This window comes from Gordonia sp. VNK1 (assembly GCF_040049135.1).
GTDB classification, from domain to species: domain Bacteria; phylum Actinomycetota; class Actinomycetes; order Mycobacteriales; family Mycobacteriaceae; genus Gordonia; species Gordonia oleivorans.
The window spans coordinates 49,022-62,574 of the sequence record NZ_JBDZDJ010000011.1 but is presented as its reverse complement, the minus strand read 5'-3'; the positions used below and the strand labels follow the sequence as shown (position 1 = coordinate 62,574).

11 protein-coding genes are annotated in these 13,553 nt (G+C 66.5%); 5 read left to right on the top strand and 6 right to left on the bottom strand.

Going from position 1 to position 13,553, the window contains the following annotated elements; genetic code table 11:
• Positions 1-25 precede the first annotated feature (25 nt).
• On the bottom strand, positions 26-2,041 hold the full coding sequence (locus ABLE94_RS15090; RefSeq protein ID WP_425476210.1) for a cytochrome c oxidase assembly protein: 2,016 nt from the start codon (positions 2,039-2,041) through the stop codon (positions 26-28).
• A 210-nt stretch (positions 2,042-2,251) separates the two neighbouring features.
• Here ABLE94_RS15090 and ABLE94_RS15085 point away from each other — a divergent pair, with 210 nt between their 5' ends.
• Together ABLE94_RS15085 and ABLE94_RS15080 are read left to right on the top strand one after the other, a co-directional pair.
• Positions 2,252-3,004, top strand: coding sequence for a DsbA family protein (locus ABLE94_RS15085; RefSeq protein WP_348809148.1), 753 nt, complete (start codon positions 2,252-2,254; stop codon positions 3,002-3,004).
• Positions 3,005-3,020: 16 nt separating this feature from the next.
• Positions 3,021-3,716: a vitamin K epoxide reductase family protein gene (locus tag ABLE94_RS15080; protein WP_425476209.1), complete on the top strand. Its 696-nt coding sequence runs from the start codon at positions 3,021-3,023 to the stop codon at positions 3,714-3,716.
• Positions 3,717-3,869: 153 nt separating this feature from the next.
• Here the strand turns inward: ABLE94_RS15080 and ABLE94_RS15075 are convergent, their stop codons facing one another.
• The 4 genes from ABLE94_RS15075 to mftE form a co-directional block, all read right to left on the bottom strand.
• Positions 3,870-5,498 (bottom strand): HNH endonuclease signature motif containing protein, encoded by a 1,629-nt coding sequence (locus tag ABLE94_RS15075; RefSeq protein ID WP_348809147.1) that lies wholly within the window; start codon positions 5,496-5,498, stop codon positions 3,870-3,872.
• A 229-nt stretch (positions 5,499-5,727) separates the two neighbouring features.
• A complete protein-coding gene (gene mftG, locus ABLE94_RS15070; RefSeq protein WP_348805578.1) occupies positions 5,728-7,050 on the bottom strand; it encodes a mycofactocin system GMC family oxidoreductase MftG in 1,323 nt (440 codons plus the stop codon).
• A 10-nt stretch (positions 7,051-7,060) separates the two neighbouring features.
• Positions 7,061-8,515, bottom strand: a complete 1,455-nt coding sequence (gene mftF / locus ABLE94_RS15065; protein WP_348809146.1) for a mycofactocin biosynthesis glycosyltransferase MftF — start codon at positions 8,513-8,515, stop codon at positions 7,061-7,063.
• Positions 8,512-9,225 (bottom strand): mycofactocin biosynthesis peptidyl-dipeptidase MftE, encoded by a 714-nt coding sequence (gene mftE / locus ABLE94_RS15060; RefSeq protein WP_348805580.1) that lies wholly within the window; start codon positions 9,223-9,225, stop codon positions 8,512-8,514. Before mftE ends, mftF begins: the two co-directional genes overlap by 4 nt.
• A 171-nt stretch (positions 9,226-9,396) precedes the next feature.
• Between mftE and ABLE94_RS15055 the strand changes: the two genes are divergently transcribed.
• The 3 genes from ABLE94_RS15055 to ABLE94_RS15045 all read left to right on the top strand — a co-directional run bounded on the left by ABLE94_RS15055 (position 9,397) and on the right by ABLE94_RS15045 (position 12,121).
• Positions 9,397-10,509 carry a CaiB/BaiF CoA transferase family protein gene (locus ABLE94_RS15055; RefSeq protein WP_348805581.1) on the top strand — a complete coding sequence of 371 codons (1,113 nt, stop codon included), beginning with the start codon at positions 9,397-9,399 and terminating at the stop codon, positions 10,507-10,509.
• 47 nt (positions 10,510-10,556) lie between these two features.
• The gene (locus ABLE94_RS15050) at positions 10,557-11,372 is read left to right on the top strand and encodes a mycofactocin-coupled SDR family oxidoreductase (protein ID WP_348809145.1); all 816 of its coding nucleotides are present in this window, start codon (positions 10,557-10,559) and stop codon (positions 11,370-11,372) included.
• Between the two features lie 419 nt (positions 11,373-11,791).
• Positions 11,792-12,121 (top strand): hypothetical protein, encoded by a 330-nt coding sequence (locus ABLE94_RS15045; protein ID WP_348805583.1) that lies wholly within the window; start codon positions 11,792-11,794, stop codon positions 12,119-12,121.
• 167 nt (positions 12,122-12,288) lie between these two features.
• Here the strand turns inward: ABLE94_RS15045 and mftD are convergent, their stop codons facing one another.
• Positions 12,289-13,491: a pre-mycofactocin synthase MftD gene (mftD, locus tag ABLE94_RS15040; RefSeq protein WP_348805584.1), complete on the bottom strand. Its 1,203-nt coding sequence runs from the start codon at positions 13,489-13,491 to the stop codon at positions 12,289-12,291.
• Positions 13,492-13,553 lie beyond the last annotated feature (62 nt).

Below are 13,553 nucleotides of genomic sequence, written 5' to 3'. Positions count from 1 at the left end.
TCCCGATCGGGTCAAGCCGGACCTCTCAGCGCCGCGACTTCGCGAGGTCTTCGAGCATCTTGTTGTAATCGTCGAGTTCGGTGTCCTCGTAGGTCTCCGCGTGCCGGTCGGCGCGGCGGGCGGCCCGCCGATCGGATTTGGCCCACTGCGAGACGATCGCGACGACGACGAGGACGACCGGCACCTCACTGGCACCCCAGGCGATCGCACCGCCGAGCCATTGGTCGTGCAACCGGTCGGTCACCCACGGCAGATCGAGCTGACTGTAGAACTTGTCGCCGACCACCGAGGTCATCGTCATCAGTGCGATACCGAAGAACGCGTGAAAGGGCATGACCGCGAACAACAATCCGATCCGTGCCAGGAACGGGATGCGACGCGGGCCCGGATCGATGCCGATGATCACCCAGTAGAAGAGGTAGCCGACGAAGATGAAGTGAATGGTCAATAGGACGTGGCCCCAGTGGTACCGCGCGAATGTCCCGAAGATCGCGGTGAAGTACACCGCGTACAGCGACAGCACGAACAACACCAGAGCGACCGCCGGATGCGACAGGAAGCGGGTGACCTTGGAGTGCAGCGCCCACAGCAACCATTCCCGCGGACCGGGTGGGCGGCGGGAACCGGCGGTCGGCAGGGCTCGCAAGGCGAGGGTGGCGGGTGCCCCGAGCACCAGCAGTACGGGCGCAAACATGTTCAGCGCCATGTGTTCTGCCATGTGGACGCTGAACATCGCCGATCCGTAGGCCCGGATACCCGAGCCGGTGACGATGATCACGCACAGGCAGCCGAGTATCCAGGAGATGGTGCGTCCGACGGGCCAGGCGTCGCCCCGTCGATACAACCGCCATGCTCCCAAGCCATAGAGGATCGCGGCGACGACGAATGCCGTCCCCATCACGAAGTCGAAGCGCCAGAAGGTGGCCAGTCGCCAGGCGTCGGGCGCGCCCGGCAGTTCGTAGCCGAGGAACACATCCCACGCGGTGAAGGTGTGTGCCAGCAGCCCGGGGGCGACGCGGGTGTCCATCACCGTCCAGCACGCGACGACGACGATCATCAGCACCGCGGCGAGGACCTGTGGACGCCAGATCCGGTCGGCACCCGATCCTCGCAGCGCGACGATGCTGCACACCAGCACCGCGGCCAGCGCGATGAGCATCACCATTGCGGCCAGACCGAACGCGGTGGAGAACAGGTAGCGCACCGGCAGCAGGAACGCCACCAGCCCGCTTCCGGCGAGCAGCGCGACGGTGTCGGCGATGGCCAGGATCCACGCGTGCCGGCGTTCCAGGATCGCCCGATCCGAGTCCGGTGTGACCACCGGCGCGGTCGCGAACGCGACGCGGTAGCCGATGCCGATAGCGGCGGCCAGGATGAAGAGGATGACCAGGCTGGTCGTGTAGTCGTGGTTGGGGCCCTGACCACCGTTGCCGGCCATCGGCAGGGCCGCCACCGCGATGCCGGTCGGGATCAGCAGCACCAGGTGCGCGATCCAGGACAGGAAGAACCGGATCGCGATTGCCACGATCGTTGCGAAGATCGCCACCACCAGCCAGGCCACCGCCTCCTCGCTGACCCCGATCGCGTCGAACAGCGTGCCCGAGGACAGCACCTTGCCCAGCGGCAATCCGTAGCCGTCGGCGGCCGCGACCCCCACCATCAGCCACGACAGCACCGCCCACACCGGCGCGGCCGACGAGACGAAGCGGTGGGCGCGGTAGACGGTCGCGTCGATGATGCCGTTGGAATCGGGCCGGGCTCCGGCGACGACGAAGGCCAACGCACCCAGACACAATGCGGCCAGCACCGTACCGAGGAAGTACCCGGCGACGTCGGCAATGGCGATCGGCATCCCGGGGTAGGGGTCGCCGCGCTCGATGTGGCGGGCCGACCCGCTCGCGGCCCCGTAGATGACGATGCCGACCAGCGCGATGCCGACCAGCGCCGCCAGCCATCGAGCCGTCCGGATGGTCGGTCGGGTCGGGGCGGTGGTGTCGTCGGTGCCCGGTACGTCGGGCGAGTGTGTGTCGGGAGCGGTCACAGAATGTAGGTCTCCTAGCAACGCTGCAGCGAGACAGCGTCGGAGTAAGTCTACGACGCTGCGTCGGTGTGACCGATTCGGCGCCGATCGGGCCGCTCAGTCGCGACTCAGGCGGGCCCAAGTACGCTGAACAGCGGCGTGGAGACCTCGCGGCGAGATTCCGGGGTGCTGCGGCCGTGCGAACCGTTGACTTGGAGTGTGAGGGAACCCGTGGCAGACAAACGTCGGAAGCCAGTCGTCGACCCACGAGCCGCCGAGCGTCGGCGCTCGCTGTTCATGCGGATCGGGGCCGTGGTGGCGATCATCGTCGTCGCGGCCGTCGTCGCCGTCTCCATCCTGTGGTCCAACGGGAAGATTTTCAGTGACGACAGTTCGGTCGCCGCCGGTACCCCGCCGACGGTCACCACCGACGGGGCCTTCCGCATCACCACCGCTCCGGCCGGTACCACCCCCAAGGCGGTCGTGGAGATCCTCGAGGACTTCCAGTGCCCGGTGTGCAAGCAGTTTGAATCCGTGTTCGGCGACGCGCTCACCCAGCTGAAGTCCAATCCGAACGTCGCGATCGACTATCGGCCGGTCGCCATCCTCGACCGGATGTCGTCGACGAACTACTCGACCCGCGCGGCGAACGCGTCGGCGTGTGTGGCCGAATCGACCGGCGGCGCCAACAACTTCGAGGTGTGGCTGAAATTCCACTCCCTGCTCTATGAGAACCAGCCCGCCGAGAACGGTTCCGGCCTCACCGATGACCAGTTGGCGTCCTACGCCACCGAAGCCGGTGCGCAGAATGTCAAGGAATGCATCACGCGCGGTGACTACGAGGACTGGGTCACCCAAGAGACCAAGGACTCTGGTGTCACCGGAACACCGACCGTGAAGATCAACGGGCAGGACTTCAACATCCAACAGGGCCCCGAGGCCTTCGTGGCAGCGGTTAATGCCGCTGCCGGCTCCCAGCAGTAGGACCCAGCCCAGCAGCATGATCGAACGAAACGACATCATGGCCGGCATCACATCTGAGACCGAACCCGACAAGGCGCTCAACGCGGACTCCCTCGAATCCGATGACAGCACCGACGATCCGACCGACGACCGATCGTGGTGGCTGCAACGTCCCGACGTTTCCCCCGCCACCGGCATCGCCGTGCTGGTGCTCGGGATCATCGGGTTCATCGCGTCGGCGACGCTGACGATCGAACGCATTGAGCTGCTGATCAATCCGTCGTACCGCCCGAGTTGCAGCATCAATCCGGTGTTGTCGTGCGGTTCGGTGATGGTGACGCCGCAGGCCCGGCTGTTCGGCTTCCCGAACCCGCTGATCGGTATCGCGGCGTTCTCGGTGATCATCGTCACCGGTGTCCTCGCGACGGGTCGCGTGTCGTTGCCCCGGTGGTACTGGCTGGGTCAAACCATCGGCCTGGCACTGGGTTTCGTCTTCGTCAACTGGCTGGCGTTCGAGAGTCTGTACCGGATCAACGCGCTGTGCCCGTACTGCATGGTGGTCTGGACCGTCACGCCGATCCTGCTGATCCTCTCGGCCGGACGACTCCTCGGAGATTCTTACCGCGCCCGCGACATTCGCGGCTGGCTCTGGGTGCTACTTCCCCTCTGGTACGCAATCGTCATCGTGGCCATCGGAATTCAGTTCTGGGATTACTGGTCCACACTCATCTGAGCCGACCGAGTCGCGAGGAGCCTTAGGGCCTTGCGTGAGCCCCGGCGCCTTGCGTTGAGCTCCGTCGAAACGACGATCCTCGAGACCACGCAACGTGGAGCTGGGAACTGGTTGCAGCGCAGCATCACCCGACGGCAGACCGAAGCCGGCCGCCTACCGCGGATAGGTGGTGATGGTTTCCCCGGAGACGGGGTCGCGCCAGATGACCGCCCGATCGGCGAGCATGGTGGGGATCAACAAGCCCATGTGTTTTCGTTGGTGGTCCGGGGTGCACAGCGGCATCAGGTTGAATTCCACCGTCCAGCCACCGGTGATCGGATCCTGGTGCACGAATTTCACCAGGTGATCGATCTGGCAGTCACTGGCCGGCCGCCCGCACTGCGGGTACCGGCAGGTGCCATCCAACTCGATGATCTTCTCCCGCAACCACGCTGGTATCCGATACGTCAACGCACCCGGCGGCGGGAGGAGATGGCCGCCGTGCCCGGTCGGGTCGACCGGTGGCGCGGGGAACGGATCGTCGAGACGACGCCACGCCGCCGGTATCCGATCCAGCGAGGTGGCGGTGCTGACGGTGGGTATGTCCAGGGTGGGAAACTCGGTGACGGTCACCAACTGTCCCGAACCGATCAACGACCTGGCATGAGCTTCGTCCACCACGCCGAAGTACTCCAACCGGGCTTCCCGCTGCCCGGACGGGTCGGTGATCAACGACAGCGATAACTGCAAATCGTTTTCGGGTTCGGTGTCGGTGTCGGTGTCGGATTCGGTGTTGGGGTGCGCCTCGACGGTATCCGTTGCCGCACCGTCAGCGTCGCCGTCGGTGACCGTCTCGGGAGCGTCGGTCGTCTCGGGTTCGGTGATCTCGTCAGCCTCACCGCACTCGGCTTCAACATCGAACGGATCAGCCGCGCCGCCGTCGACATCGATGTCGAGGTCGGTCAGGCCACAGGGCTCCTCCGGCAACGGGACCGCCCGCGAGCAGTTACCCCGCCCGCATTCACACGACAGGTACGCACCCGGCAGGCCCTGGATTTCGGCGAACGCCGCGACCTGCACCTGACCGCGGCGACGCGGATCACGCGGGCAGATCCGCTCACTGATCATCTGTGCGATCCGCGCCGCCAGATGCGCACCCACCTCCCCCGGTGCGTACACCGAGATACTGCAATGCCCGTTGGTGTCCCGACGGACCCGCACGTTCTGATCACGCGCGGCGGCCTCCTCCCGACGGTCGGCGGCACCGTCGGGATCCAGCGCGATCACCATCTCGGCGACCTGATCCCGCAATGTCGTATCCGCCTGATTACGTCCAGCGAGTTGCAGTGCGCGGGTTTCGGCGAACGCGCGCACATCGTCATCGGACAGCACGACGATCTCGTCGGCGATGATGCGGATACGCTCCAACGACTGGTCACCGGCCAAGAAGGCGGCGGTCACCGTCGGGAGCGTCGACAGCAGGAAGCTCAGCGTCATCCACGCGGTGGCGTGCGGTACCGACACACCCAGCGCGGTCGAGACCTTGCCGGTGGCGGCTTTGTCGACGGCACCGGTGGTGTGCGCGTTGGTCATGTGGCCCGAGAGCAGCATCTCGTCGTACACGGTGTGCCCGATCCGGGCTGCGGAGAGCACCTTCCGGGCGATCAGTTGTCGTTCTTGGCGTTGCAACGATCGGGCCAGGGCGGTGGCCTGCTCGGCGGGGAGGTGATCGATCATGGCGGCGTCGGCGGCGGTCATCGACAGTTCCGGCGCGGTAGTCGTGCGAATTGTGGTGTCGGCCATGATGTTCACCCCCTCTGCTCGGTCGCTCCAACTGAACTGACTCAAGTGTAACGACGACCACCGACAACCTTCTCCGCGCGGAATCTGGTGGGGGTGAACGCTGTCGGCTATATCGCGCGTGGGTTCGGTTGGTGGTGGCCAGGTTTCGTCGTCGGCCTGCGGAGGTCTCGACACGGTCCTCCGCTATCGCTCCGGACCGGCTCGACCAGCTGGCGGGTCGGCGAGAGCGTCAGCCCGCTGCGAGCAGATCACCGATCCGGCAAGCCATCATCATGATCGTGGCGTGCGGGCCACTGCGTCCGGGACTCGGCAGGATCGAACCGTCGACGATGCGCAGGCCCTTCACGCCCTGCACACCGCCCAACCAGTCGACCGCATCGCCCATAGGCATACTCCCCCAGGCGTGTTGGGAGGTACGGACCACCGGGTCGATGACGATCGACCCAGGGTCGACGAGATCGTCGAACTCCTTGGAGGACAACATATCCACCACGTCGTCGGCGACCGACCACATCCGGGCCGCGTCGTCGGTCAACGGCGGGTCGAGGATCACCTCGACGCCGCCGCCGGACGCGGTGACCACCGAACCGGTACCGCTGTGAAGCATGGAGCAGACTCCGACCACCGGTCGCCCACCCCGACCACCGGTCACATAGCGATCAAAATCGTCAGAATAACAGCGGATTTCGATTCCGGATTCGGTATGAACGACGGTCTGTAGCAGCGGTGTCAGGTCCTCGGCATCGGTGCGCCCGTAGCCGACGAGCACCTCGCGGTGCTCACCGATCCGCGCGCTGTCGCCGACACCGAACACCTGCGGTTGCGATCGCAGCAGCAGCCCGGCAGTACCCAACGTACCGGCGCACAGGATCACTTCGTCACATCGCACCGCCTCCCCACCGACGCGGACGCCGATGATTCGTCGACCACTGACCGCGAGGTCCTCGACATGCGCATCCGTCCGGACAGTCAGGTTCGGCCGGCCGATCGCGGCACGCAGGTACGCCTCCGCCGCTGTCATCCTCAGCCCGTCGACCTGATTGCCGAGTACCCGGTTCAGGCCGACGATCGGCCAGCGCTGCACCGGATCTCGCGTCGGTACCCGCGATGCCCAATATCGCTCGAAAGCCCGTGCCGCCGCACTGAGCTCCCCGTCGGCGGCCGGACGGACCGACATTCTGCCACCGGGATCATCGAGTTCCCGGTAGGCCGCTTCCACCTCGGCGAGGCCCCATCCGCTCGGCCAGGACGCGAAATCGGTGTCGTGCCACCGCAGAAAGTAGCCCCCGTTGACCACCGACGACCCGCCGAGCCCACGCCCGCGCACCACCACGTGGCCCAATGCCTCCGGAAGTGTTGTCGCGTAGATCGAGTCGGCCCCGATGGGCAGTCGCCGCAGATCCCGGATGGAGTCATCGGGCCAACCGGGCCCCTGCTCGAGAAGCAGCACCGAGCGGGCTCCGTCGCGACTGAGTTTGTCGGCCAACACGCAACCCGCGCTGCCCGCACCGACGATGACGACGTCGACGGTCGAGGGCACGCGCTCGGTCACCCCGGTCACCTCACCGGGTGACGATGGGCCGCAACGCTCCCAGATCCCGCTCGCGCACAACGCCTTCCCACAAACCGGTGCCATACGCGAGGTCGTCGAGACGACGGCACACCAGGTAACCGATCGGACCCATCGCCGGCGCGGCCCCGGGTTCGGCAATCACCGACCGAATCCACTCGACGACCCCCTCGACGACGGCCACCTCGATGACGAGAGCCCGGAAACGCTTGGAGATCAACGCCAGCACCAGCGCCACCGGCCAGTAGTGGCGACAGATCGCACCCGCGGCCTGCAAGAGCCCGAACCCGGCGGCGCGGCCGGTCATCTGCGCGGCGGCCACCGGCGCATCGGGAAGATCGCCGAGCCGCGTCCGCAGCCGGTAGGCCACCCGGGTCAACACCAGGAACGCGATCGCCAGACCCACCTTGGTCCGGGACAGCAGCGCACCGACGGCCACCGCCATCGAGGCGGTCATCACCATCGGAGCCGCGGTGCTTCCGTGCCGCTGCGCGAGGAACGCCGCTCCCGTTCCGTAGAACCGGCGACGCGACAGGACCTGCCGCATACTCGTCCGGTGATCATGCGCAACCCGCGCGACGGGATCGTATCGGATGCGCCAGCCCGCCTCGTGTAGTCGCCAGCACAGGTCGACGTCCTCAGCCACCCGCAGCTTCTCGTCGAATCCGCAGAAAGCGTTGCGCCGCACGATCATCGCCGCACTCGGAACGTAGGGCACCGGGGTTCCGGGAACCACCGCGGCCTCACCGGGACCCATGTCGAGTGACGAATATCGGTTCTCGTAGCGTTCGGCCAGCGACGGACGCCGACGCATCGTCGGCCCGTCCTCACGCCCGGACAGCCCGACGATGCGTGGTGCCGCCAGCGCCACCAGCGGATCGGAGAAATGCGCCATCAGCATCATCAGCCACTCGGGTTCGGGCACGACATCCGAATCGAGGAAGGCGACGAACTCGGTCTGCGCCGCGGCCGCTCCGGCATTGCGCGCCGCGGCCGGACCACGATTGCGGTCGAACCGGATGACCTGCACGAGCGGACCGGACGCGACAATCGGTTCGGCCGACCCGTCGTCAACGACGATCACGCGCCGACCGTCCACCGCCGCTACCAGTCTGTCCACACCGGACTGGTTGTCGCGCACCGGGATCACGATGGTGACATCGTCGACGCACGGACCCGCCATCGGCCGTGGATGAGCGATCCCCGCCTCGAGCAGGGTGCGGGAGAGGCGACGGGTGGCCGGGTCACAGACCTCGATGCGGCCGTAGCCGGAGGTCATCCCCAACGCGGCGTCGCTGAGCCGCATCATCCGTGTGGGCGATCCGCCGACCAGGAAACGAAGGTCACCGCCCCTGGCGCAACGCATGTCGATCTGCACCTGGAATCCATCCGGCAGACCGGAATCCTGCGCCCGGATTGTGGCCGTGGTCGATTCGACGGTGGTCACCGCAGCCGCCCCCCGTCATCGACGGTCCATTCGGTCAACGCCCGGGCGAGGTCGCCGATCGCGTGATCGAGCAGAAGCGCGCCCGCCTCGGCCGACGACGACGACGCGTCGCCGAGAATCCCGTTGGCACTCACCGCCGAGACCCCGCCGGTGCGCAGCGCGCCCATCAGGGTGGCCATCGGTTCCCGATTGCCCACCTCGAGCCGATCCGAGCGCACCACATCGGGTGAAAGATGAAGCAGGACCGAGGTTTCGGTGTGACCCGCATGCGCGTCAGCGTCCGGGAACATACACGGATACCACGCCACATCCCGGGCCTCGTACCGTAACCGTGCGACCGCCGTGGTCAATGTGGGCACATTCCCTCCGTGTCCGTTGACGAAGGCGATCCGCTGCGCCCACCGGCATGCGCTGCGCCCGTACTCCAGCAGCACTGCGCCCAGCGCCTCCGCGCCCAGCGAGATGGTGCCGGCGAATCCCTCGTGCTCACCGCTGGCCCCGTAGGGAATTGCCGGAGCACAGGAGTAGGGAGCGTCGGTTGCCAGACGCCCGTGCGCACCGGATGCCACCGCCACCGCGATGCGGGTGTCGGTGTCGAGCGGAAGATGCGGTCCGTGTTGCTCGAATGAGCCCACCGGTACCAGTACGGTCATCGCCGAGTCGGTCAGTTCCGGCCACACGTATCGCCCCAACGTCGCCGGTCGCACCATTCGGCCAAGTTTAGTGCGCAAAGCGCCCAGGGGTAACCGGTCGGCAGGTATTTCCCTCACCGATTCCCGACGCCGCCGACCCGCTTGCCGAGCGATCGGTCGGTTGTGGAATCCTGGACGGCATCGCCGTGACACCCGCCACATATGGGTGCCAGATCAGGGAGGACCACCATGACCGGAGAATCCGCATCCACCAGCGGTAAGAGCGGACCGCTCAGCCGTGTTCGCGTGATCGAATTCGCGGGCATCGGGCCCGGCCCGCATGCCGCGATGCTGCTGTCGGACCTCGGTGCAGACGTGATCCGCGTGCAACGCCCCGGCTCCCTGCCGCGTGAGGGAGCCTCGGCCGACGCACTGCTGCGCGGCCGTCGGGTCGTCGAGGCCAACCTCAAGGACTCCGCCGACCACGAGACCATCCTGAATCTCATCCGCAAGGCCGATGTGATCCTCGAGGGCTTCCGCCCCGGCGTGATGGAACGCCTCGGCTTCGGACCGGACGCCCTCGCAGAGGTCAATCCCGGCCTGGTCTATGGCCGCATGACCGGCTGGGGGCAGGACGGGCCGCGCGCCGAACTCGCCGGCCACGACATCAACTACATCTCGCTGACCGGCATGCTGCACGCCGTCGGCCGTCGCGGGGAACGTCCGGTTCCCCCGCTGAACCTCGTCGGCGACTTCGGCGGCGGGTCGATGTTCCTCGTCCTCGGGGTGCTCTCGGCACTCATCGAACGCCAGACCTCCGGTAAGGGACAGGTCGTCGACGCCGCCATGGTCGACGGCGCTTCCGTTCTCGGACAGATGATGTGGGCGTTCCGTGGCACCGGACTATGGTCGGATGAGCGCGGCGTGAACATGCTCGACACCGGCGCGCCGTACTACGACGTGTATGAGACCTCCGACGGCAAGTACATGGCGGTCGGTGCGCTCGAACCGCAGTTCTATGCCGCGTTCATCAACGGTCTCGGCCTGGCCGACGCCGATCTTCCGGCCCAGAGCGACATCTCCCACTGGGACACTCTCCGCAAGACCTTCACCGCCGCCTTCGCATCGCGCACCCGCGACGAATGGACCAAGGTCTTCGAGGGCACCGATGCCTGCGTGTCCCCGGTGCTGACCTTCACCGAAGCGCCCGACGATCCGCACATGGCCGCGCGCGCGAACCTCGTCGAGATCGACGGCGTCACCCAGGCGCAGGTCGCCCCGCGCTTCTCCCGCACCTCCCCCGAGACGCCGACCGGTCCGGCCCGCGAGGCCACCGACCCGGCGACGGTCTGGAACGACTGAGAGAATACCGACCCTGCCGTCGAACTAGAACGTGTTACAGTTTTTGCATGGGACAGTTCGACGGCAAGGTCGTCTACATCACCGGGATCGCACGTGGTCAGGGACGCAACCACGCACTGCGATTTGCACGCGAAGGTGCCTCGATCATCGGCCTCGACATCGCCGCACCGGTCGCCGATCACATCACCTACCCGCCGGCCACCGCCGACGACCTCGCCGAGACCATCCGCCTCGTCGAAGAGGCCGGCGGTAAAATCCTTGCCCGCCAAGGCGATACCCGTGACCTGGCCTTCCAGCAGGAGTTGGTCGCCGACGGCGTCCGGCAGTTCGGCGGCCTCGACCACGTGATCGCCAACGCCGGCATCCTCTCCTGGGGACTCACCTGGGAACTGTCCGAGCAGGAATTCACCGATGTCCTCGACGTCAACGTGACCGGCACCTGGAAGACGTTGCGCGCCACCATCCCCGCCCTCCTCGACACCGACGCCGACAACCGCTCCATCGTCATCATCGCCTCGGTCGCGGGCCTCAAGGCGATGCCGGTGCAGGCGGCCTACTCGGCGTCGAAGTACGCCCTCACCGGACTGGCTCAGACGACCGCGAAGGAACTCGCACCGCGACGGATCCGCGTCAACTCGATCCACCCCTACGCGGTGAACACGCCGATGGGAGTCGCCGACAGCTCGGCGATGAAGATCTTCGACATGGGTGAGTACACACGGTATTTCGTCTCGATGATGGACCACTTCCCGGTGGCCTCCCTCGACGACATCTCCGACGCCGTGCTCTACCTGACCTCGCCCCAGGCCCGCGCCGTCACCGGCTCCCAATTTCAGATCGACATGGGTAATTCCAAGGTCTGACCACGGTGTAGTCCGGTCGGCTGAAATCGCTGCGACCACCGCGAAACGGGCACGCCCACGGCTGATTCGCACCTTACGATCGCCGCATGACCTCCCCCGGGCCCGCCGGTCGACCCGAACCACATCAGCGGGCGGTACCGGCACCGCCCGCAGCGCCGTGGCGCCCGTCATCGCCGCCGCCTCCACCCCCACCCCGACCGGGGCTCCACCAGATGCCCGGATACCCTGGGCCACAACAGTTCATGAATCCCGGTGCGGGACTGCCACCCTTGAGCCCGGCGCCGCAGCCTGCGTGGACTCAGCCCAGCACGTCTCTTCCGCCGGGACCTCCCCCGCCACCCCATGGATTCGGCCGCACAGGACTGATCCTCCTCGCGGCAGGCCTGGTCACCATCGCGATCTGTTGTGTCGTCGCTGTTGTGATCGTGGTACGACCGGGCGGAATCAGCGACGAAGAGGCCGTCGAAGAACTCATCACCGGGTACTACGACGACCTCGCGCGAGGGCACTTCATCGATGCGGCCGAACGCTCGTGCCCCGAGGAGTCGGCATTCCGTGCGCAACACCGGGAGTACGAGGCGGAGGGACTCGATGGGCTCGACCTGGACGTCGAGGTTCTCAGCGTGGACATCCGATCCGATCACGCCTACAGCGTGATCGAACGGGACTACAACGGAGAACGAGTCGAAGCCGACAGCGAAGCACGCCAACTGCCCGACGGATCGTGGTGTCTGATCGATCTCGACTGAATACGCTGCCGCCCAACAGTACTCGGCACCATCCCGAGCAAGGGGACGAAGCGCTCAATGACCACAAACGTCCCCGTCAGCGACCCTGAACGGACAGTTCCGAACAGAATCCCTGTCGGGGACGGTTGTGGGCATCTCACTGAGAGCCAGGGCTCTCCGAACGGATCTCAGGCCTCGCCGTAGGACCGTTCGAAGCCCTCCGGGATGATCAGATCATCGCGCGACAGCTCGTGAACACTCTTGCGTCCCAAGCCCATCAGGACTCCGTCGAGTCCCATGCGCAGCAGGTCGAGCACGTTCTCGACGCCCGGCTGTCCGTTCGCGGCCAGACCCCACAGGTAGGCGCGTCCGATCATCACCGCACGAGCGCCGAGGGCGAGCGCCTTGGCGACGTCGCTACCGCGGCGGATACCACCGTCGAGCAGCACTTCGATGTCATGGCCGACGGCGTCGGCGATCGGGCCGAGCACCCGGATGGTGGCCGGTGTGCCATCCAGGTTGTTGCCGCCGTGATTGGACACCGACAGCGCCGAGGCGCCGATGTCGACCGCACGCTTGGCGTCGTCGAGGCGCGTGATGCCCTTGACCATGAACGGGCCATCCCACTGCTCCCGCAACCACTTCAGGTCCTCCCAGGTGGGCGGTGCGGTGTTCATCCATTCGTAGTACGCACCGAAGAAGGTCGGTCCGGCGGTGCCGACGGTCGGCGGCAGGTTGGGTGCGGTCAGATCGGGAATGATGATCTTGCCGTCGCGAATCCAGTCCAGCGCATACCGCGGCTTCGTCGCGATCTCCGGGGCGAGCCGCAGCAGCGCCTTGAAGTCGACCTTCTCCGGGATCTCCGGGCTGCCCCAGTCACGACCGATGTTGAACACCCAGTCGGTGGTGACGATGAGTCCCTTGGCACCGGCCGCCTTGGCGCGCTCCACGCGGGCGAGGATGTCGTCGCGGCTACCGAGCCAGTAGATCTGGAAGAAGATCTTGTCGTTGACCGCCGTCACCTCCTCGATGGGATGGCTGGCGAAACTCGACAGTCCCATCGCGGTTCCGCGAGCGGCCGCGGCGCGGGCGACGGCCACCTCACCGTCGGGGTCGACGGCCTGCACGCCGGTCGGCGAGATCATCACCGGAAACGAGAGCTCTTGCCCCATCACGGTTGTCGTCATCTCACGGTCGGGCTGGACACCGACGACGTGCGGTGCGAACCCGAGTTCCTTGAAGGCGTCGGTGTTGTCGTTGACGGTCACCCCGGCCTGGGTGCCGGCGACCAGTGACGAGTACACCGACTTGGGCAGCCGCTTCTTCGCGCGGCGCTGCGCCTCGGTGACGGTTTCGAACCAGGGATTACGGGCCCAGGGATTGGTGACCATTGTTCTTGTTCCTACCTATTTCATCTCATGTGCGGGCACCACCGAACCGCCCGGCATACACG

Excerpts from the sequence above, each read along its gene's own strand:
- ABLE94_RS15080 (WP_425476209.1), top strand. The coding sequence starts at position 3,021 with ATGATCGAACGAAACGACATCATGGCCGGCATCACATCTGAGACCGAA.
- ABLE94_RS15075 (WP_348809147.1), bottom strand. The coding sequence starts at position 5,498 with ATGGCCGACACCACAATTCGCACGACTACCGCGCCGGAACTGTCGATG.
- mftE (WP_348805580.1), bottom strand. The coding sequence starts at position 9,225 with ATGGTGCGACCGGCGACGTTGGGGCGATACGTGTGGCCGGAACTGACC.
- ABLE94_RS15055 (WP_348805581.1), top strand. The coding sequence starts at position 9,397 with ATGACCGGAGAATCCGCATCCACCAGCGGTAAGAGCGGACCGCTCAGC.
- ABLE94_RS15050 (WP_348809145.1), top strand. The coding sequence starts at position 10,557 with ATGGGACAGTTCGACGGCAAGGTCGTCTACATCACCGGGATCGCACGT.
- mftD (WP_348805584.1), bottom strand. The coding sequence starts at position 13,491 with ATGGTCACCAATCCCTGGGCCCGTAATCCCTGGTTCGAAACCGTCACC.